Consider the following 19,019-nt stretch of genomic DNA (forward strand, 5'->3'; position numbering starts at 1 on the left):
AACGAATACGTGTTGTCATTCGATCGATCGCGGGTCGGACGAGCCGAAACGGCGTGGCTCTCGAGAGGCGACGGCGGGTGCTGTGGCTTATCAGGGATCGACGACGGAGAAGGGCGCGTGTTACGCGAGCGTTTCGACGAGCGCCTCGATAGCGGCCTCACGAACTGCGTCGCGTTCGCCGGGCAGGAATTCGACGTGGCCGTCCGCACCGCCGACGACGTGAACGCCGGCGTCGGGGACGCGATCGGCGATCGACTCGCCCAGGTCGCGGACGTTCACGGCGCCGGTCGTGCGGACGTGGAGTTCGTCCTCACCGACGCCGAGGGTGACGACGGGGGGCTCGGCGCGATCGCGTTCGCGCCGGTGGAGTTCGTCGAGCAGCAGGACCGTCGTCGGGAAGTTGTACCGGTGGGTGAAGGCGTCGGTGTCGAGCAGCGCGACCGTGACGCCGTCCCGGCCGCGGACCGTGGCGTTCTCCCGGGCCGTCTCGAGTTCCGTCTCGAGTTTCGCCCGGAACTGCTCGGAGACGTGGGCGGCGAGGTCGCCGTCTCGGGGCCGCGAGGCCTCACCGTCGCCGAACAGCAGGTCGATGACGAGTTCGCGCTTGTCCTTGTAGGACTGGTAGTAGGCCTCGAGCGCGACGGCTTCGCGGCGTTCGGAGACGGCCGTCTCGTCGTAGCCCGCGTCGGTCGCGAGGTCGACGTACGCGTCGGGCGCGTCCTCCCAGTAGCTGACCGCGGGGAGGTGTTCGAGGTCCGATCGGACGTCATCGTTGACGTGCGCGGCGACGTTGGCCCCCAGAGCCGTCGACGTGACGTCCGAGACGTCGACGTCGGCAAGCGACGGGGCGACGGCGGCGGAGACCGCGTCGACGATTCCCTCGTCGGCGCGGCTGTCGTCGATGACGATCGACTCGGCGTCGTACAGCGAGAGCAGGTCGTAGCCGTCGACGGATTCGACGGTCGAGCCGGCGTCGACCAGTACGACGAGCGGAAGCTGTTCGCCGTGACGGTCGCGGGCCTCGAGCATCGATGTGACGTCGCTGGTCGCGGCGTCCATGTCGTAGACGCGGCCGTCGAGCGGCCGGCGCTCGAAGTAGTGGTACACGGCGTCCTCGCGGGTGTGCTTCTCCCGGATCAGCGGGAGGACGGCGCGCTCGATCGCGGCGCCCGCGACGTAGCCGTCGGCGGTCGCGCCGTGGCGGACGACGACGGGACGGGCTTCCATCACGGCCCGCCGAATGGTCGTCGCGGCGTCGGCGATGTCGTCCTCGACGGCGCCCACCGCGTCGTGGTCGGCCAGCAACTCGATCTCGGCCGGCCGGGCCTCGCGCTCGATCGCGTTCTCGAGGCGGTCGACGACGGTTTCGCGGTCCTCGCCGTCGAGCACCTCGAGCGACTCGGTTTCGATCTGCAGGTCGCCGTAGTGGCGTTCGACCTCGCCCTCGAGGGCGACGATGTCGTCGACCTCGACGGCCGGGTAGGCGCGAACGCCGGCCTCCTCGAAGGCGGCGCACTCGACGGTACCGCTCTCGTCGCGCAGTTCGAAGACGGTCGGTCCGGAGGTCTGTCGAACGCCCGTGATCTCGCCCTCGAGGCGGACGACGCTGCCGACCTGGTTGCCGATCGCGTCGATCGTGGTGCGCTTGAGCGCGGGTTCGGCGTCCGGTTCGGCGTCGGTCGCGTCGTCGGCCGCAGGCTTCGAGGCGGCGGCGGTCTCCGTTGCGACCGAGCCGCTGCCGCCCGAGACGGTGTCGGACGCGTTCGGGCCGGTCGTTCCGGCGTCGTCGGCAGCCGCCTGAAGGTCGCCTGCCTCGTGCGTCTCGGCGGGCGCGTCGTTCGGTTCCGACGCCGTTCCGGTTCCGGCCCCGTCTTCGGTGCCGTCCTCGAACGCTTCGGGACGGACCTCGTCGTCGCCCGTGTCGATCAGTTTCCCGCGGAATTCGCGTTCGCGCTGGCGGATCGACCAGCCGAGATCGACGTTGCCGTTGTCCCGGACCTCGAGCACCTGGACGTAGACGTCGTCGGCGGGCTCCCAGTCGAGACTTTCGAGTCGTTGGTCGAGTTCGCTTCTGTGCAACAGGCCAGTAACGTGGTCTCCGATGTCGACGAAGACCCCGAAATCGGCATAACCGTCGACGGTCCCCCGGTAGTACCGGGAGGGGGTAAGCTGCGAGGGAGAAGAGCCGTGGAATTCGAACACCACGTCCTCCTCGTGACTCCCGCAGATTTCGCCGTCGACGGGCGTGCCGCAGATGATACAGGTACCCATCTACTCGGACCAAGCAGTTTCGCCCTAAAACGGTTGTCGGATTGTCCTCGAGAACGAACGACCGATCGGCACTCCGGATTCGACGGCGACTGACGCTACTCGAACGCGGGGGAGTCTTCCTCGAGCGCCTCGATCTCGTCTACGAGTTTTCGGACGTCGTCGGGGAACAGCGACACCTGAATTTCGTTGTCGTCCTCGTCTGCGAAAACGAGTTTGACGCGTTTGTCGCCGAACTCGCGCGCTTCGGCCGACTCGACGTCGAACAGTTTGACCGTCGCCGACTTGTTCTTCGGACCGACGTTTTTGATCGACCCCTCGTTCAACTCCACCATGAACTCATCGAGCGTCAGTGCGAGCATGGTCGTCGTACGAACCCGGGGTAAAAAACGATGTGGCATCGCCGGCGAGCGCCGACCGTGAGGAATCTCGGATCCCCCCGATTCCGTCGCGATCGCCAAGCGACCGGGAGGTTCGAGTAGACGGTCGCTGCGGCGGACCGACCTGCTCGACGCCTCGCTCTTATTTCCGGTCGCGGGGTGCGCGACCGACCGCATGCGTGGTGTGTCAGGATCCGCGTGCGGCTTGATATCGTTGCGATACGCGGCGTATAAACGTTGGTGATCGTTCGAGCCGATCGCGCCGCGCGATCGATCGCCGGACGGCCGCCGGATTCCGGCGTTCGACGGGCTCCCGCCCATTTTTAAGTTCGCCTGCGCCCAACGGTTCGAACGCTATGCAAGTCACCTGGCACGGCCACTCGACGTGGCACGTCACCGTCGGCGAGACGGACCTGTTGATCGATCCGTTCTTCGACAATCCGAAGACCGACCTGGAGCCGTCGGCCGTCGACGCGCCGGATTACGTGCTGTTGACCCACGGCCACGCCGACCACATCGCCCACGCCGGCGAGTTTTCGGACGCGACCCTGGTCGCCACGCCGGAACTCGTCTCCTACTGCCAGGAGGAGTTCGGCTTCGAGGACGCCGTCGGCGGCATGGGGATGAACCTCGGCGGGACCGTCGAGTGCGGCGACGCGTTCGTCACCATGGTTCGTGCCGATCACACGAACGGAATCATGACCGAGTACGACGTCGACGCCGGCGTTCCCGCGGGGTTCGTCGTCTCCGATACGAAGCCGACGCAGGTCGCCGACGAGGACGGCGCGGAACGGAGTTCCGCGGACAGTTCGAGCGGGCGGAGCCCGCGAGAAGACTCGGCGACGTTCTACCACGCCGGCGACACCGCGCTGATGACCGAGATGCGCGACGTCATCGGGCCCCACCTCGAGCCCGACGCGGCCGCCGTCCCGATTGGCGACCACTTCACCATGGGACCCCAGCAGGCCGCCATCGCGGTCGACTGGCTCGACGTCGACTACGCGTTCCCACAGCACTACGACACCTTCCCGCCGATCGAGCAGGACTCCGAGGACTTCGAGCGCGAGGTCGCCGCGACCGGCAGCGACGCCGAGGTAGTGACGTTGGAAGCCGACGAGCCGTACGATCTCGACGCCTAGGAATATCCCGTACGATTCGCGTCGATCGGCGGACGAACCCTCGAGTTTTTCGCATCTAGTCCTGCGCTGGAGGGACCGAGAGGCGGTGCCTGTATCTGAGCACGGTTCTCCGCTAGAATCGCCTCGGTTTCGAGAGCAACGTTTACAGCGACGGCTGTCGACGTCACGAGTGCTATGGCGAAGGAAGTCACCACCATCTCCGAGGAGGGATTCAGTTCGACGAACGAGATCCGCGACTTCGAGACGACGATCGACGCCACCGGCGAGGACGCGCCGGACACGCTCGAAGCGCTGCTCGCCGCGTACGCGTCCTGCTACGTGCCGGCGCTGCGCGTCGGCGGCCAGCAGCGCGGCGTCGACGACCTCGGACGCGTCGAGATCGGCGCGACGGGCGAACTCAACGACGACGACAAACTCGAATCGATCGCGTTCGACATCCGCGCCGAGGCCGAGTTCGACGACGAAACCGGCGAGCGGATCATCGAGCGAGCGAACGAACTCTGTAAGGTCCACGACGCGGTGAAGCCGGACCTGCACGCGGAGATGTCGATCGACGGCGGCGCCTTGTAGAACCGTCGCAAGAGGGTGCGATCGGCCGCCGGACGACGGCGATCGGTTCCGAATCGCCCATCAGTTACGCGGTTTTATTCTGAGACGACCTCCTGTGAACCAGTCACAACCCACATATTCGCCGATGGCTTCGACAGCGTATGCGCCGAGGGCTGGCGGTTCTCTCCGTCGCTGGGCTGCTCCTGATCGCGGGTTGTACCACCGGATTCGACGCGGGCATCGGCCCCGACGACGACGACCGTCGGAACCCCGACGATCCCGGCAGCACCCCGGACGGCGAACTGGAGATCCACCACATCGACGTCGGCCAGGCCGACGCGACGCTGCTGACCACCCCGGACGGAGAGACGGTCCTGATCGATACCGGCGACTGGCGCGACGACGGCGAGTCCGTCATCGCCGCCCTGGAGGACCGCGGCGTCGATCGCATCGACCACCTGATCGCGACCCACGCCCACGCCGACCACATCGGCGGTCACACGGCCGTCATCGAGCACTTCGAAGAACGCGGCGACGGCGTCGGCGCGGCCTACGACCCCGGGGTCGCCCACACGAGCGCGACCTACGAGCGCTACCTCGACGCCATCGAGGCCCACGACGTCGCGCTGTTCGAGGTCGCCGACGGCGACGAACTGCCGATCGCGGACGAGGCGGTCACCGCCGCCGTGTTGAACCCGCCCGCGGAGGGAGCCGATCGCGGGGGCGATATCGACGATGCTAGCGTCGCGCTCCGGATCACGTTCGGCGAGTTCGCGTACCTGACGACCGGCGACGCCGGACGCGACGCGGAACAGCGACTCGTTCGGGACCGCGAGGACGACCTCGCGGCCGACGTCTATCAGGCGGGTCACCACGGTTCGTCCACGTCCTCGCACGATCGATTCCTCGCCGCCGTCGATCCCGAGATCGCGATCGTCTCGAGCGCGGCAGACTCCCGGTACGGCCACCCGCACGACGAGGTGCTCGAGTCGTTCGCCGATCGAGGCGTCGAGACCTACTGGACCGGCGTCCACGGAGACATCGTCGTCGCGACGGACGGCGAAACCGCGTCCGTGACGACCGATCGAGATGCACCGACGGACGCGCGCGCCCTGCTCGAAGCGAAACGCGACGAGTCCGGTCGTGATCGAATCGGATCGAGCGGGGATCGAGTCGATCCGATCGCCGCACCGTCGACCGCGCCCGCGATCCCGACGATCGGAGCCGCCGATCCGTCGGCCGGCCGGCCGACGATTGATATCCCTGGGGCTCGGCCGCTTACACCATGAGCGAAATCGATACCGCGGTCGTCGATCGCATCGTCGACGGCCGGACGGCGGTGCTCCTCCTCGAAGCCGAGGGAACGACCGTCGACGACCTCGCCGTCTCCGTCGCCGCCTTGCCCGAGGCCGGCCGGCACGAGGGAGCGGTGTTCGCGGTCTCGATCGAGGACGGCGTCCTCCGCGAGCTGACCTATCGCCCCGACGAAGAGCGCGGTCGCCGAGAGCGGGCGCAGGAGCGATTCGATCGACTCTCCCGCCGACTGCCCGACGAGGATTCCTGACCGCTGATCGAACGCTCCGTCCGAGAGAGAACGAAGGGGGAACCGAATCCGGTCTGCGATTCGGGGGTGCCTGAATCGACGGCTCAGCGGGTTCTCCTCGACCGACCGCGTCGAACACCCGCTGCACCACGGCGGTTTCACCTCCGGGATAATATGGTTGATGCCAAGGTGTGTTGGTATCCGTGATTGTCACTAGATTTGATACCGGCGGACGAGGCGCGTGCGGCGACGGAACCCGCTGGGTTCAAGGCGATTCCGGGACAGCAACGATCCATGCGACGATCCTTCGACGGAACGGAACCGCAGGTCGCCGACTCCGCGTACGTCGACGCGGCCGCGGTCGTCATCGGCGACGTCCGGATCGAGGCCGACGCGAGCGTCTGGCCGAACGCGACCCTCCGCGGCGATCACGGGACGATCGTCGTCGGCGAGGGAGCGAACGTCCAGGACAACGCCGTCCTCCACGAGGATGCCGAACTGAAACCACACGCGACGGTCGGTCACGGCGCGATCGTCCACGACGCGACCGTCGCCGAGCGCGCGCTGGTCGGGATGAACGCGGTCGTCCTCGACGGTGCGCACGTCGGGGAGGGCGCCGTCGTCGCCGCCGGCAGCGTCGTCGCCGAGGGAACGGACGTCCCCCGGTCGACGCTGGTCGCCGGCGCGCCCGCCGAACCGAAAGCCGAGGTCGACGACCCGCGACTCGCGGCGACGGCCGATCGGTACGTCGACCTCTCGGCACGATACCGGGAGACGTCGGAGCGACTCGACTGATCGGGGACGATCGTCGATCCACGAGCGGGCGTTCGCCCCGACCGCGACGAGGGAAACCCTGATACAGGTACCGTTCCAATCGGCGGGCATGAGCGACAATTCGTGGACAGACCGGATCGTCGGCGCCCGAATGACCGTCGATCGGGAGTTCACTTCGCGGATCGCGAGTTCGAAGTTTTCGAACCAGCAGTGGAGCCTGATCATGACCGCCACCGAGTTCGAGATCGAACACGCGGACGATCCCGATCGGGCGCGAATCGTCGCCAACACCGAGAAAGTCGACCAGATCCTCCCGGAACTCGACAACATCCAGTCGCAGATGGGCGCGATGGGAGGCCAGGCCGGATCCGGCGGATCGAGTTCGGGCGCCTCGGGCGGATTCTTCGACTCGGTCAAGGGCGCACTCGGACTCGGCGGCGGTGGCGGCGACTCCCACGCCGAACAGCGCGAAGCGGCCGAGCAACTCACCCAGGAGTACGCCGATCGGCTACAATCGCACCTGGAATCGAACGGTCGGTGGGAGTCGGTGCGCGAGGTCGCGGCCGACGGCGAACGCTAACCGGACTCGACCGCGACACGGGAGAATCGGTCGAGTAGGGCTCTGGGCGCAGCTTCTCAGTCGCCGGCGTGAAACAGCGTGAACTCGCTGCTCTCGTAGATGTTGATGAGTTCGTTGACGAGTTCGTCGTAGGACTCGTCGTCGACGCGCAGTGCATCCAACCGCTCGATCGTCTCCTCCTCGAGTTCGACGGACGGCATGTCCTCGGCTTCACCGCCGGAGGGCAAAAACGCACGGGGCGCACGAGACGGCCCCGGGAACGGCCGCCGCAAGCCACAGCACCTTTAGGTACGGTTCCCGACCGTAGAGGTATGACAGACGAAGTTGACACGACGACCTTCTCGATCACGGCCGACGACGGCTCGACCGACGACGTAACGGTTCCGACCGGACTCGTCGAACTCGTCGCCGAGGGCGACCAGAACGGCGCCGAAACCGTCGCGGACGTCCTGCTGCTGTCGTTCGCCAGCCGCGCGCACCACCTCGTCCACCACGGCGAGGCGGGGGACGACGACCTGGAAGCCCAGGAGTCCCGCGTGATGGACCTGTTCGAAGAACGCTTCGGCGTCACCTTCGGCGAAGCGACCGGCCACCAGCACTGATCGGGGGCACTGGATCCGCGGGGGACGAGACGCCGAAGTGAGGCCTACGCGCCGCGGAACCAGAGCGCACCGAAGGGCTCGTCGAACGGATCGTTATCGGGTGATTCGTTGTCCGGCGGCACGTCATCGAACGGATCATCCTCGGGCGGTTCGTCGTCCGGCGGCCCGTCGGACGGAGCGCCGTCCTCGCCGTCGATCTCCGACGGCTCGGTGATCACGACGATCGTCTCGGCGTCGGCGTCCTCGCTCGAGATCGTGGCCGCGTACTGGCCGGGGGGAACGTCAGTCGTCTCGACCGCGAACGAGACCGTCTCGGTCGCCCCCGGTTCGAGCGAAAGCGAACTCGAATCGGTTATGACGCCGCCGACGTCGAGTTCGACGTCCTGCGTCCCCTCCTCCCCGCCCACGTTCTCGACGGCCGCTTCCACTTCGAGCGGTTCCCCCTGCTCGACGGGATCGTTCGTCCCGAGGATCTCGACGGCGAACTCGGCGGGCTCGGTCGGATCGATCTCGCCGGCGGTATCGGTCTCTGCGACGAGCACCTCCTCGTAATCGTACGCGGTCGGATCGACCTCCCAGACGAGGCGCTCGGCGTCGTCGTCGGGCGTCCATTCGACGGTAAACGTGTCCGTTCCGGGTTCGAGGTTCTCGACCGGCTCGTTCGGGGTCGTTCCCTCGACGAACGCGCTTTCGACGAGCATCGCGGCGTCGTTCGGGTTCTCGTACTCGAAGGTCACCTCGATCGCGCCCGACGGATCGCCCTCGATCGGGACCGCGTCGGCGACGGCTATCGACGGGAGTTCCGGCCGAACCTCGAGGAGACACTCCTGCTCGTCCGGGTTGGGGTAGTCGACCTCGCCGGGCGCCGCCTCGGGAGAGGTGAAGCCGACGATCGCGACGCCGAAGTCGCCGTCCGGAAGCGTCACGGTCGCGCCGTCTTCCGTCTCGGTGACGCTAAACTCGTCGCCGGGTTCGTAGGCGATCGTCCCGTCGAACGGCGCCGCGACGTCCTCGCCGACGGTGATCTCGTACTCCTCCTCGACGGGGCCGTCGGCGCCAGACTCGTAGAACGCGGTCGTGACGCCGATCACGTCACCCTCCTCGAACGTCCCGGACACCGCCGCGTTCGAACAGTCGAGGGACTCGACCTGAAACGGGTCGGCGGTTTCGTTGTCGTCAGTCTCGTTTCCGATCGGTTCGTCGCCGTCGGTTACGTCTTCGGTCGTTTCGTTTCCGGCCGTTTCGTTTCTGATCGCGTACTCGATGGTTTCGTTCTCGAGTTCGACGCCGTCGGAATCGACGAGCGAGACGTCGACCGTCGCGTTCTCTTCGATCGGCGGCTCGAGATCGATCGTCTCGTTCTCGACCGCCTCGTTCTCCTCGAAGAACTCGCTCTCGGTCCGCTCGCCGTCGTATTCGGCGGCGATCGCGTACTCGACGGACGCGTTCGCGTCGTCGATCGTCAGGTTCTCGCCGGTCCCCTCCTGATCCGCGACCGAGAGCGTCGCCTCGACGGTGTCGGTCTCGGCGGTCTCGTTCTCGTCCGTCTCGTTCTCGTCCGTCTCGTTCTCGTCCGTCTCGTTTCCGATCGGTTCGTCGTCGATCGTCTCGTTCGCGTCGTCGGCGCCGTCGACTTCGAGGAGGGCCGTGTCGAGCACCGGCGCGCCACCCGGAGCCACGTACGGCGGATCGTCCTCGCCGTCGCTGTCGGCGTAGTCGAACTCCCGGTCGCCGTTCGTGTCGGTGTGGGCGGCCGCGACGATCGGCTGATCCGATTCGATCGGTTCGTCGAGTTCGATCTCGACGCCCTCGTGCTCGCCGGGGTCGAGGTAATCCGAGACGCCGAGGACGGACTCAGGGTCGAGATCGGTGCCGTCGTAGACGGCGACGAAGCCGCCCTCCGAGAGGTTGACGGCGTCGACGACGACGCGATCGCCGTCGCTCTCCTGGTCCACGACGCTCGTCGACGCGGTTCCTTCGATTTCGTCGATCTCTTCGACTCCCTCTTCGGCGTCTCGTGCGGCGAATTGCTGGATCTGACTCGGATCGTCCGTCCCCTCCTCGGCGGCGAAGGCCGCCGTATCGGAGGCCGTTTCCTGGCTCAGCTGCTGGAGTTGCGTGACGCTGATGCGCTGGTACTGGACCGACCGCGCAGTCTCCTGACACGCCCCGATCGCGGCGATCTGGAGCTGTTCGATCGTCACCTCCTGGTGCTGGACGAGCACGCCGGCGGCGGCCCCCTGGGCGAGGTTCTGCACCTGCGTGACGTCGAGGACCTGCGTCTGGATCACTGTCCCCTGGCCCGCGCCGAAGGCCGCGGCCTGGATCTGTTCGACCTCGACGATCTGCTGCTGGATCGCCGCCACGGTCGCGCCTTCCGCGGCGCCGACCGCGGCGGACTGGACCTGTGCGATCGACACCAGCTGTTGTTGGACGACCCCCTGGGACGCGCCGTCGGCCGCGGCCTGGATCTGCTCGACGGAGGCCTCCTGACTCTGGGAGATCGACCCCTTCGCCGCGCCGAAGCAGGCTTCCTGGATCTGCGTGATCGAGATCCGCTGGATCTGCTCGACGCGAACCCGCTGGATCTGCTTCAGCGGCCCGGCTCCGGCACCGCGCGCGGCGGCCTGCGTCTGCTCGACCGAGACCTCCTGCTCCTGGACGATCGCGCCGGCGGCCGCGCCCATGGCCGCCTTCTGTATCTGCTTGATCGTCACCCGCTGGTACTGCTCGACCTCGACGCGCTGCTCCTGCTCGAGGGCGGCCCTGGTACTCCCCTCGAGCGCGCCGGCGGACGCGCCGGCGGCCGCGTGTTGCACGTGCTCCAGGGAGACCCGCTGGCGCTGCTCGACCGTGATCTTCTGGTACTGCTCGATCACGCCGTAGGCCGCTCCCTGCGCCGCCTCCTGGATCTTCGGCTGTTGCCGGACGTCCCTGGCGCCGGCCTCGCTCGCGGCTCCCGCCGCCGCTCCGCGGGTCGCGACCTGTATCTGTTCGACCTCGACGCGCTGGGTCTGTTCGATCTGCGCGATCGCGCCGTGGGTCGCGCCCCACGTCGCGCTCTGCATCTGTTCGGCCTCGACCGTCTGATGCTGGGAGAGCGCACCGTCGGTCGCCCCGCCGACCGCGTACTGCACCTGTTCGGCTTCCACGCGCTGTTCCTGGATCAACGCGCCGTGAACCGCCCCTGCGGTCGCCTGCTGAACCTGTTCGACGGAGGCCTCCTGGTGCTGGGCGACCGACTCGAGCGCCCCCTCGATCGCCGCCGCGCGCTGCTCCTGGGTCACCTCGACGCCCTGCGACTGGACGAGTTCGACGCCCTCCTCGACGCCCTCTTCGATCGCCGCCTCCTGGTCCTGCTGGAGCGCAGCGGTTCCCGTCGCCGCGCTCGTCGCGTCCATGTCGACCAGATCGAACTCGGCTCCGGGCGTGGGCGCGACAGTCTGTTGTGCCTCCCCGTCGTCGGCCGCCGTCACCCCGTCGGTCCCCCCGAACCCGCCGCCGAGAAGCGGCAGGGCGACGACGCTCGTCACCAGTGCGGCGACGATGACGACCGTCGCCGCGGCGCTCGTCGATCTCATTCGACGGGCTCCCCGGCGGCGATGACGCGATTCGATCGAGAACTCGACGTCTTGGCCCGCCGGCATCGTCCCGCGCGACGCCGCGATCGCCCTCTGGATATCGTCGGTCGGTTCCCCCCGGATTCGCCGCTCGTGCTAATCGATCCCATTCCTCCCGCAGTGCGCCGCGGAACGCGAGCATAAGCCGCCCGTCCGTTTCGGTTGGTCGGCGGACACAAATCGACCATTATGGCCGAGAACGCCCCGTCGCGAAGGACGAAAACCTCGGTATAGGGGTCGATTTCGGCGAGGACCGGCTCCCGCCGCCGTCCCGTCGACACCGTCATCCCCGGCGACAGGTAGCCGTCTGTTTCGGTCGCGCCGAGCGCGATCGCCGGACAGAACCGGATCGGTGCGGAGACCGGCGTTCGGCCCGGAAACCGAAGTGTTGAACTGCCCGAACGGGAGAAGCGAGAGCATGGAAACCGAACGATCCGAGGTCGACTTGGTGGGCGGCGAGACCGTCAAATCGATCGCGCGGGCCGCGCTTCTCGCGGCGCTGATGGGCGCCGCCGTCGTCGTAACGATCCCGTACCCGCTCTCTCCGGCCGCCAGTATAACGTTACAGGTCCTCGTCGTCTTCCTCGCCGGGCTGTATCTCGGTCCCCTCTGGGGAGCGATCTCGATGGTGCTCTACCTCGCCGCCGGCGCGGTGGGCGCGCCGGTGTTTTCCGGCCTCACCGGCGGTCCCGGCGTGCTGCTCTCGGAGCCGACCGCGGGCTTCCTCTGGTCGTTCCCGATCGCCGCGCTGGTGATCGGCTTTTTGGTCCACCGGCGGCTCTCGCCCCGAGATCCGGCCGCCGTTCCGGTTCCGATCGTCGCGGGGAGTTTGTTCGCCGGGCTCGTCCTGATTTACGCGGGCGGAACGGCCTGGTACGCTTGGCTCGCGCACCTGAGCGTCGTCGAGGCGGCCCTGGCCGTCGCGATCCCCTTCGTCCCGGCCGATCTCCTCAAACTGGTCGCCGCGATCGCCATCGTTCGAAGCGTGCGGATCACGCCGCCATGAACGCGCGGCTCACGATCGTCACGTCGGAATGATCGAGTTCGAGTCCGTCACCTTCGCGTTCGACGGCGTCACCGTCCTCGACGACGTCTCGCTCTCGATCGAGGACGGCGAGTTCGTCCTGCTCGCCGGCGCGAACGGCTCCGGCAAGACGACGCTGCTCCGCCACTGCAACGGCCTCCTCGAACCCGATTCGGGGACGGTCCGCGTCGACGGGACGCCCGTTCGAGACGACCTCGTCGGCGCCCGATCGAGCGTCGGAATGGTCTTCCAGCACCCCCGCGATCAGTTCGTCGCGGCGGCTGTCGGCGCCGACGTGGCCTTCGGCCCGGAGAACCTCGGCCTCCCGCGCGCGGAGATCGATCGCCGGGTCGCGTCGGCGCTCGACGCGGTCGAGATGACCGGCCGCGAGACGGATCGAATCGACGGGCTCTCGGGCGGCGAGCAGTCCCGCGTCGCGATCGCCGGCGCGCTCGCGATGGAGCCGGCCCACCTCGTCCTCGACGAACCGTTCACCGGCCTCGACGAACCGGCTCGACGGTCGGTGCTCGACCGACTCGAAGCGCTCTCGGCCGACGGTACCGGGATCCTGCTCGCGACCCACGATCTCCGCGACGTCCTCCCGCTCGCCGATCGGGTGATCGCCATGCGGGACGGCCGCGTCGCGGTCGACGACCCGCCGGCCGCGGCGCTCGATCGGCTCGGCGACCTTTCGGTTCGGATTCCCCGCGCCCGCCGTCCTCCCGAGTGACGATGATAGCGTACGAGCACGACGAGACGATCGCTCACCGCCTCGACCCCCGATCAAAGCTCGCGGTCCAGATCGGGTTCGCCGCGACCGCGCTGGCGCACACGTCTCCGCGGGCGCTGGTCGCCCTCTCCGCCGTGGCCGCGGTCTTCCTCGCGGCCGCGCGGCTGCCGGTGTGGCGGACGCTCGTCGCGTACCGGTTCGCGCTCGTCGTCGTCGCGATCGCGCCGCTGCTCTCGGCTGCGACGCTCGGCTCGCCGTGGATCGACGTCGACGCCGGCCTCGCGTCCGCCCGCGCCGGGTATCGCGTTCTGCTGGTGTTACTCGTCAGCGCCGCCTACGTGCGATCGACGCCGGTTCGCGACTCCCGCGCCGCGATTCAGCGGACGATCCCCGGCAAGCCCGGCCAGGTCCTCGGCGTCGGCGTCGCGCTCGTCTTCCGATTCCTCCCCGTTCTCCGGGCCGACTTCCGGACGATCCGAGATGCGATGGCCGCGCGGCTCGGAACCGAGCGAAGCGCCGTCGATCGGGCCGGAACGATCGGCGCGATCGGGCTCTCGCGAGCGTTCGATCGCGCCGATCGGCTCGCGCTCGCGCTGCAGGCGCGGTGTTTCGCGTGGAACCCGACCCTCCCGGCACTGTGGTTCGGTCCGCTCGATTACCTCGCGGTCGCGCTCGGGATCGCACTCGCGCTGTCCGCGCTGCTGTGAATCATCGGAAACAGTCACCCGCGGGCCACGCGGCCTCCCTCGCTACGCCCGAGCGCTCTCGACGTCGCCGATCGCTCGATCCGGATTCGCCGATCCCCGATTTTCGCTCGCCGATCGCTCGACCGGGCTCGCCGACCGGACACGTTCGAATCGAACCGAGGGCACCGAAAATCGTTTCGGTGCGCGTTAGCGCTCGGTTTTCTGATCCGAGTCGTCGACCGGGATGTCGTCCGCCTCGGTCGAGTCGACGAAGGTGAACACGTCGTCGCGGTCGGCGCCGGATTCGGACTGCGCGGGTCGGTCGTCGGTATCCGCGTTCGACTCGTCGCCCTCGGTCGCGTTGCGATCCTGCAACAGGTCGTCGAACGCCGATCCCTCGTCGCGGACGTCGATCGTGTCCGCGGAGAACGATCGGTCCAGGTCGATGTCCGCGTCCGTCTCGAACTCGTCGAGCTTCGACGACAGCTCCGACGCCTGCTGTGAGAGGGTGTTGGCCGAGTGGGTGATCTCGGTGAGGGCGGTCGTCTGCTCCTCCCCGGCGGCGGCGACGGTCTCGGCCTCGTTCGTGGTCTCCCTGGAGATGGTCGAAACCTCGTCGATCATGGAGACGACTTCCTGCGTCGACGCCGCCTGCTGTTCGGTCGCGGCCGAGATCTCCTGTACGCCGTCGTTCGTTTCGGCCGCGTACCTCGCGATTTCCTCAAGCGCCTCGACCGCCTCCGCGACCGCCTCGCGGTGGTCGGCGATCTGCTGGCTGGTTCGCTGTACCCCTTCTGCCGTGCGTCCGGTCTGGGTCTTGATCGCCTCGATGCGGTTCTCGATGTCCTCGGCGGTCACTTTGGTCTCTTCGGCGAGTTCTTTGACCTCGCTTGCGACGGCGGAGAACCCTTCGCCCGAGTTGGCCGAGCGGCTGGCCTCGATGTTGGCGTTCAGCGCCAGCATGTTCGTCTGCTCGGCCACCTCGCCGATACTCTCGACGAGCTCGTCGATCTGTTCGATCTCGGTTTCGAGCCGCTCGATCTCCGCGACGGCCCGCTCCGATTCGTCCGAAATATCTCCCATCCCCTCGATGGCGTTCTGTGCGGTCTCTCGACCCGTTCGGCCCGTCTCGGCGGTTCGCCTGGCGAGGGTCGCGACCTCGTTCGAGGAGGAAGCGATCTCTTCGGTCGTCGTCGACAACCCGTCCATCTCGGCGTCGATCGTCTGCAGGTTCTCGTTCTGGCGCTCGGCGCCGTCGGCGATCTCCTGGATGGATCCCGCGACCTGCTCGCTCGCGCTGTGGACTTCCTCCGTACCGGCGGTCACTTCCTCGCTCGCCGCCGCGACGGCGGTCGCGAACTGCGAGAGCTGCTCGGTGGTTTCCTCGAGTTCGGCGATCATCTCGTTGAACTCGACGGCGATGTCCGACATCGCCTCGCTCTCGCTTTCGGGGTCCAGCCGACGGGTGAGATCGCCCTCGGCGCACTCGCGCATCACGGTTCTGTACTCGTCGGCCTTCTGCTCTAAGTGACGGTTCAGACGGGTCGTCTCGTCCCGAGCCTGCTCGGCCCGCTGGCGCGCCCGTTCGACCTCCTCGATCTGCTCGCGCAGCGAGACGCGCATGCTGTCGAACGCGTCGTAGAGCCGGCCGATCTCGTCCGATCGACTGGTCTCGAGTTCGGCGTCGAGATCGCCGTCTTCGAGCTTTTCGGTCTGTTCGACCAGCCGGCCGATCGATCGGGACGTGTTGCGTCCGACGATCGCACCGATGAGCCCGAGCCCGAGCAGCGAGAACGCCACCAGCGCGAGCACCGACTGCGTGATATCGTCCTGGAGCGCGTACGCCGCTTCGGCGGGGATGTGCGTCATGACGACCCAGTTGGTCTCCGGGATCGGAGCGTATCCCATGGCCATCATGCCGTGGGCGTCCATCTCCATCTCGAGGTAGCCCGTCTCACCGCGGATGCCGCGTTTGACCGCCATCGACTCGACCGAGAGCTCGGCGTCGCCCCCCATATTCTGGGTGTTGATGTCCCCCTTGTCGTGGCTCATGACGACAGTTCCCCGGGAGTCGACAACGTGGGTGAACGCTCCCTCCGAGACGGACGGTCGCTCCAGTTGGTTCGTCTGCGTTTCGAGGTCGACGACGACCACGATCACTCGATCGGGGTCGTCCGGAACCGAACTGACGAACGCGACCGCCGGCACGTCGGCCACCGGATCGTGGTAGGGATGGGTCACGGTCACGTGTCCCGCCTCGTCGGTCGCGATCCCCTCGGTCACCCACTCGACGGACGCATCCGCGTACGCGCTCGTCGAGACGCCGTCCTCGCTGCTCCCGATCACGGTTCGATCGTTCGCGTCGAAGTAGTGGATCGCGGCGATGGAACCGGCGCTCTCAGCACGTTCCTCCCGGAGGAACGATTCGATCTCGGATTCGTCGCCGCGCAGAACGGGATCGGCCGCAGAAAGGTGTCGGGTCTTCTCTTCCGTCCGCTCGACCCATTCGCTGATCGTGTTCGCTTGCAACACCGTCGACCGTTCCATGTTGTCTTTCGTGCTCTTCTCGAGAGCGGCGCCAGTTTGCATGTAGATGAGCCCGCCAAACGTGGCGATGATCACGAGAACGATGCAGAACAGGACTGCCAGTTTGAGCGAAAAGCTCCCCCTGAGACGCCCTATCGGAGAGAATGTATTGCGTTTCCCCATGTTCGGATACATCGTGACACTCGCATACTAAAAGTGTATTTGTAGATGACGGCATTAAACAAAAGTAGGTTTCATTATATGTACCCGAAGAGATACTCGGAGGGCTGGGGCCGCTCGCATCGGGTCGTCCGTACTATCCAACAACTGTACGTCTCGTGATCCGCAACTGTGTCCCGCGTTTCTCGCGTCGATTCGTACATTAACCCCGTTCACCCTACACGCGGGAGTCGACGATCGGCGCGGTCGATCGCCGCGGATAACGCGCGGACATCGGAGACGAGCGCGCCGTTCGGATCGTCTTGCGGCCGATCGCGTTCCTGTGTGAGCTCGGCGGCCGCCCGCAACGACCGAATGCCCCCCGTTCGACGCCGGCGACCTCGTCCGCGATCGCCTCGAGTTGCAGGCGCGTTACGACAGTTTTCTCCCGCTCGGGCCGGAGATAAGTACATCCGACTCAGTGGGATACGGTGTCGTGAACCGTCGAAGAAGCTGTTCGACTTCGTTCTCTCGATGAAGCAGATCAGACGGGACGGATTTGTCATCAAAGACACGCGGATCTGCGATCATATCACCGATCACAATCACGTTCCATGAAAAGACTCCTTGTGTTTCCGAATAATCAAACAGGATGATATTTTGGTAGTATCGGTAGGGATTAGCACGGATTCTTTACCTAGAGAGGCCGTGAAACGCGTGTTCAGTATAAGTGGTAAAGTCATCGGGCTGGTAATCGACCTTTCCAGATGCTGTCAAAGGCAGCGTGCTGAATCCAGAGGATGTATTCAGCAAGCGGTCACGACGTACAATAGTCTAGTCAGTCACCGCTCTCAAGACGACTTTACGTCGATTACCTTTCCCATGCGTTCAGTCCTTTTCGAAACAGCCGCCCCATCCGTATTCTCCTCTGTCGCTGTGGGCGTCCCAAAGCCACGAGTCAGTACAGTAGGACGTGAGAACGACTACGTACACAACGTCTCCATATCGGATATAGAGACCCGAGATGTAGTCAGAGTCGTGTTCGAGTCGTGAGTACCACGGAAGGGCCGACAGAGCGTGAGCTACCGTATCGTACTCACGTTCAGTCACTTCGATATCCGCTTGACCGTTTTGACGCGCCTGTTGAAGTCCTCTTCGTATCGGCTCAACATCCGTAATACGTCCATCAGAGGCTTCAGTAACCGTCGTCTGAGGCGGCGTATCGGTGGACAACACTTGAAGCAATCCACCATTCATCCCCGGATCGCTAATACAACCGGAGAGAGCGGCGAGGGATACACCCGCGGTACGAGCGAGGAACCTTCGTCGATTCACGTGTTTCGTTCTCTACAGGTGGTTAATAGCTTATCTACACCGATGGAACCCTAGTCTGTGACTGATACGCTCCCTGTATTCAGCACGATGTTTTTGACAGCTATCGGTGAGATCGACTTCCGAACCGTCACCGACTTTGTCTGTGCTGAGCAGTCACTACCTCCGCAAATCAAGCCAGATCCGTGCAACATTCGCACTATGTGTTTTCACTGGTCCCAGTCATGTTCTCGAAGGTACGTCTCAAGCCGGGTAAGATCGATATTACGGTCACGTTCCAGTGCCTCAACATCGACACCGTATCCGTACTCGTTGATCCATTCGAACATCATTGCTAACACCTCCCCCATCTCCTCACGGGCGACCTCGATCGGGACGTGCTGGGCGTCAACCTTAGTCTCTGTCACGTCAGTGAAAACTTCAGCCGCACTTTCGAGCGTGTGCTCATCGCCGGCCACTTCAACGGTCTCACCAACGTATTCCTCGGGGGTCGCCAACGCAGTGACGGCGAGCGCGCCGATGTCGGAGGCATCGACCATCTGCATCGAGACGCCCTCAGCCAGGGGGGACACAAGGGTTCCGTTCAGGATCACTTCGCGCTGGCGCTCGTAGTTCTGCATGATCGTGACGGGGCGAAGGATCGTTGCAGGAAGCCCAAGGCCGTGAATTCGCTGTTCGATGTCGTACTTCGACTCGAAGTTAGGAATCCCGGTGTCGCGCTCGGCTCCGGCGACGGAGCTAAACACGAACTGCTCGATGCCGATTTCGGCCGCGACCTCTGCCATGTTCGTTCCTTGCTCGATCTCAGCCTCAATCCCTGCCTCAGTAGGTGTCGTACCGCTCTCAGCCTCAATCGTGACGCAGTATACCGCGTCAACGGTCTCAACCGCTGGCGTGAGACTGGCTTTATCCAGGAGGTTTCCCTCAACGAGCGTCGCGCCCCGATCGGCAAGCGCCTGCGCGCGATCGCTCTCGGGACTGCGCGTCAACGCGTGGACATCGAAGTCGCCGTACTCGCCGGATAATAGGTGGTTAGCAACCGCCCCACCCTGGCGGCCAGTCGCTCCGACGACTAAGACGCTGAACTGACTCATAGCGAATCCTCCG

At 66.0% G+C, this 19,019-nt stretch carries 16 protein-coding genes; 10 read left to right on the top strand and 6 right to left on the bottom strand.

Going from position 1 to position 19,019, the window contains the following annotated elements; all coding sequences use genetic code 11:
- Positions 1-120: 120 nt before the first annotated feature.
- Together MUH00_RS02165 and MUH00_RS02170 are read right to left on the bottom strand one after the other, a co-directional pair.
- On the bottom strand, positions 121-2,271 hold the full coding sequence (locus MUH00_RS02165; protein ID WP_247002133.1) for a DHH family phosphoesterase: 2,151 nt from the start codon (positions 2,269-2,271) through the stop codon (positions 121-123).
- Positions 2,272-2,366: 95 nt separating this feature from the next.
- Positions 2,367-2,630, bottom strand: a complete 264-nt coding sequence (locus MUH00_RS02170) for a hypothetical protein (RefSeq protein WP_247002134.1) — start codon at positions 2,628-2,630, stop codon at positions 2,367-2,369.
- A 374-nt stretch (positions 2,631-3,004) separates the two neighbouring features.
- On the opposite strand from MUH00_RS02170, the gene MUH00_RS02175 reads away from it, so the two are divergent.
- The 6 genes from MUH00_RS02175 to MUH00_RS02200 all read left to right on the top strand — a co-directional run bounded on the left by MUH00_RS02175 (position 3,005) and on the right by MUH00_RS02200 (position 7,233).
- Entirely contained in the window at positions 3,005-3,787 is a 783-nt protein-coding gene (locus tag MUH00_RS02175) for an MBL fold metallo-hydrolase (protein WP_247002135.1), read from the top strand.
- Positions 3,788-3,961: 174 nt separating this feature from the next.
- Entirely contained in the window at positions 3,962-4,357 is a 396-nt protein-coding gene (locus MUH00_RS02180; protein WP_247002136.1) for an OsmC family protein, read from the top strand.
- A 140-nt stretch (positions 4,358-4,497) separates the two neighbouring features.
- A complete protein-coding gene (locus MUH00_RS02185; protein WP_247002137.1) occupies positions 4,498-5,625 on the top strand; it encodes a ComEC/Rec2 family competence protein in 1,128 nt (375 codons plus the stop codon).
- Positions 5,622-5,900, top strand: a complete 279-nt coding sequence (locus tag MUH00_RS02190) for a DUF3006 domain-containing protein (protein ID WP_247002138.1) — start codon at positions 5,622-5,624, stop codon at positions 5,898-5,900. The genes MUH00_RS02185 and MUH00_RS02190 overlap by 4 nt, the downstream gene beginning before the upstream one ends.
- Positions 5,901-6,173: 273 nt before the next feature.
- Positions 6,174-6,674: a gamma carbonic anhydrase family protein gene (locus tag MUH00_RS02195; protein WP_247002139.1), complete on the top strand. Its 501-nt coding sequence runs from the start codon at positions 6,174-6,176 to the stop codon at positions 6,672-6,674.
- An 88-nt stretch (positions 6,675-6,762) separates the two neighbouring features.
- Positions 6,763-7,233: a DUF5799 family protein gene (locus tag MUH00_RS02200; protein WP_247002140.1), complete on the top strand. Its 471-nt coding sequence runs from the start codon at positions 6,763-6,765 to the stop codon at positions 7,231-7,233.
- Positions 7,234-7,289: 56 nt separating this feature from the next.
- Here MUH00_RS02200 and MUH00_RS02205 read toward each other — a convergent pair whose 3' ends face one another.
- Positions 7,290-7,433 carry a DUF7557 family protein gene (locus MUH00_RS02205; protein WP_247002141.1) on the bottom strand — a complete coding sequence of 48 codons (144 nt, stop codon included), beginning with the start codon at positions 7,431-7,433 and terminating at the stop codon, positions 7,290-7,292.
- Between the two features lie 111 nt (positions 7,434-7,544).
- Between MUH00_RS02205 and MUH00_RS02210 the strand changes: the two genes are divergently transcribed.
- On the top strand, positions 7,545-7,835 hold the full coding sequence (locus MUH00_RS02210) for a DUF7545 family protein (protein ID WP_247002142.1): 291 nt from the start codon (positions 7,545-7,547) through the stop codon (positions 7,833-7,835).
- A 44-nt stretch (positions 7,836-7,879) separates the two neighbouring features.
- Here the strand turns inward: MUH00_RS02210 and MUH00_RS02215 are convergent, their stop codons facing one another.
- Entirely contained in the window at positions 7,880-11,416 is a 3,537-nt protein-coding gene (locus MUH00_RS02215; RefSeq protein WP_247002143.1) for a DUF7282 domain-containing protein, read from the bottom strand.
- 457 nt (positions 11,417-11,873) lie between these two features.
- On the opposite strand from MUH00_RS02215, the gene MUH00_RS02220 reads away from it, so the two are divergent.
- From MUH00_RS02220 to MUH00_RS02230, 3 genes are read left to right on the top strand one after another with little or no spacing between them, the layout of a single operon-like run.
- Positions 11,874-12,461, top strand: coding sequence for a biotin transporter BioY (locus MUH00_RS02220; RefSeq protein ID WP_247002144.1), 588 nt, complete (start codon positions 11,874-11,876; stop codon positions 12,459-12,461).
- Between the two features lie 28 nt (positions 12,462-12,489).
- Positions 12,490-13,209 (top strand): energy-coupling factor ABC transporter ATP-binding protein, encoded by a 720-nt coding sequence (locus MUH00_RS02225; protein WP_247002145.1) that lies wholly within the window; start codon positions 12,490-12,492, stop codon positions 13,207-13,209.
- A gap of 2 nt (positions 13,210-13,211) precedes the next feature.
- Positions 13,212-13,916, top strand: a complete 705-nt coding sequence (locus tag MUH00_RS02230; RefSeq protein WP_247002146.1) for an energy-coupling factor transporter transmembrane component T family protein — start codon at positions 13,212-13,214, stop codon at positions 13,914-13,916.
- A gap of 186 nt (positions 13,917-14,102) precedes the next feature.
- Here MUH00_RS02230 and MUH00_RS02235 read toward each other — a convergent pair whose 3' ends face one another.
- Positions 14,103-16,604, bottom strand: coding sequence for a methyl-accepting chemotaxis protein (locus tag MUH00_RS02235; protein WP_247002147.1), 2,502 nt, complete (start codon positions 16,602-16,604; stop codon positions 14,103-14,105).
- A 1,517-nt stretch (positions 16,605-18,121) separates the two neighbouring features.
- Positions 18,122-19,006 carry an NmrA/HSCARG family protein gene (locus tag MUH00_RS02240; RefSeq protein ID WP_247002148.1) on the bottom strand — a complete coding sequence of 295 codons (885 nt, stop codon included), beginning with the start codon at positions 19,004-19,006 and terminating at the stop codon, positions 18,122-18,124.
- Between the last annotated feature and the right edge of the window lie 13 nt (positions 19,007-19,019).

Source organism: Halosolutus gelatinilyticus, from assembly GCF_023028105.1.
Lineage (GTDB): Archaea > Halobacteriota > Halobacteria > Halobacteriales > Natrialbaceae > Halosolutus > Halosolutus gelatinilyticus.

Excerpts from the sequence above, each read along its gene's own strand:
- MUH00_RS02200 (WP_247002140.1), top strand. The coding sequence starts at position 6,763 with ATGAGCGACAATTCGTGGACAGACCGGATCGTCGGCGCCCGAATGACC.
- MUH00_RS02215 (WP_247002143.1), bottom strand. The coding sequence starts at position 11,416 with ATGAGATCGACGAGCGCCGCGGCGACGGTCGTCATCGTCGCCGCACTG.
- MUH00_RS02240 (WP_247002148.1), bottom strand. The coding sequence starts at position 19,006 with ATGAGTCAGTTCAGCGTCTTAGTCGTCGGAGCGACTGGCCGCCAGGGT.
- MUH00_RS02175 (WP_247002135.1), top strand. The coding sequence starts at position 3,005 with ATGCAAGTCACCTGGCACGGCCACTCGACGTGGCACGTCACCGTCGGC.
- MUH00_RS02210 (WP_247002142.1), top strand. The coding sequence starts at position 7,545 with ATGACAGACGAAGTTGACACGACGACCTTCTCGATCACGGCCGACGAC.
- MUH00_RS02180 (WP_247002136.1), top strand. The coding sequence starts at position 3,962 with ATGGCGAAGGAAGTCACCACCATCTCCGAGGAGGGATTCAGTTCGACG.
- MUH00_RS02190 (WP_247002138.1), top strand. The coding sequence starts at position 5,622 with ATGAGCGAAATCGATACCGCGGTCGTCGATCGCATCGTCGACGGCCGG.
- MUH00_RS02185 (WP_247002137.1), top strand. The coding sequence starts at position 4,498 with ATGCGCCGAGGGCTGGCGGTTCTCTCCGTCGCTGGGCTGCTCCTGATC.
- MUH00_RS02170 (WP_247002134.1), bottom strand. The coding sequence starts at position 2,630 with ATGCTCGCACTGACGCTCGATGAGTTCATGGTGGAGTTGAACGAGGGG.
- MUH00_RS02195 (WP_247002139.1), top strand. The coding sequence starts at position 6,174 with ATGCGACGATCCTTCGACGGAACGGAACCGCAGGTCGCCGACTCCGCG.
- MUH00_RS02165 (WP_247002133.1), bottom strand. The coding sequence starts at position 2,271 with ATGGGTACCTGTATCATCTGCGGCACGCCCGTCGACGGCGAAATCTGC.
- MUH00_RS02205 (WP_247002141.1), bottom strand. The coding sequence starts at position 7,433 with ATGCCGTCCGTCGAACTCGAGGAGGAGACGATCGAGCGGTTGGATGCA.
- MUH00_RS02235 (WP_247002147.1), bottom strand. The coding sequence starts at position 16,604 with ATGGGGAAACGCAATACATTCTCTCCGATAGGGCGTCTCAGGGGGAGC.
- MUH00_RS02225 (WP_247002145.1), top strand. The coding sequence starts at position 12,490 with ATGATCGAGTTCGAGTCCGTCACCTTCGCGTTCGACGGCGTCACCGTC.
- MUH00_RS02220 (WP_247002144.1), top strand. The coding sequence starts at position 11,874 with ATGGAAACCGAACGATCCGAGGTCGACTTGGTGGGCGGCGAGACCGTC.
- MUH00_RS02230 (WP_247002146.1), top strand. The coding sequence starts at position 13,212 with ATGATAGCGTACGAGCACGACGAGACGATCGCTCACCGCCTCGACCCC.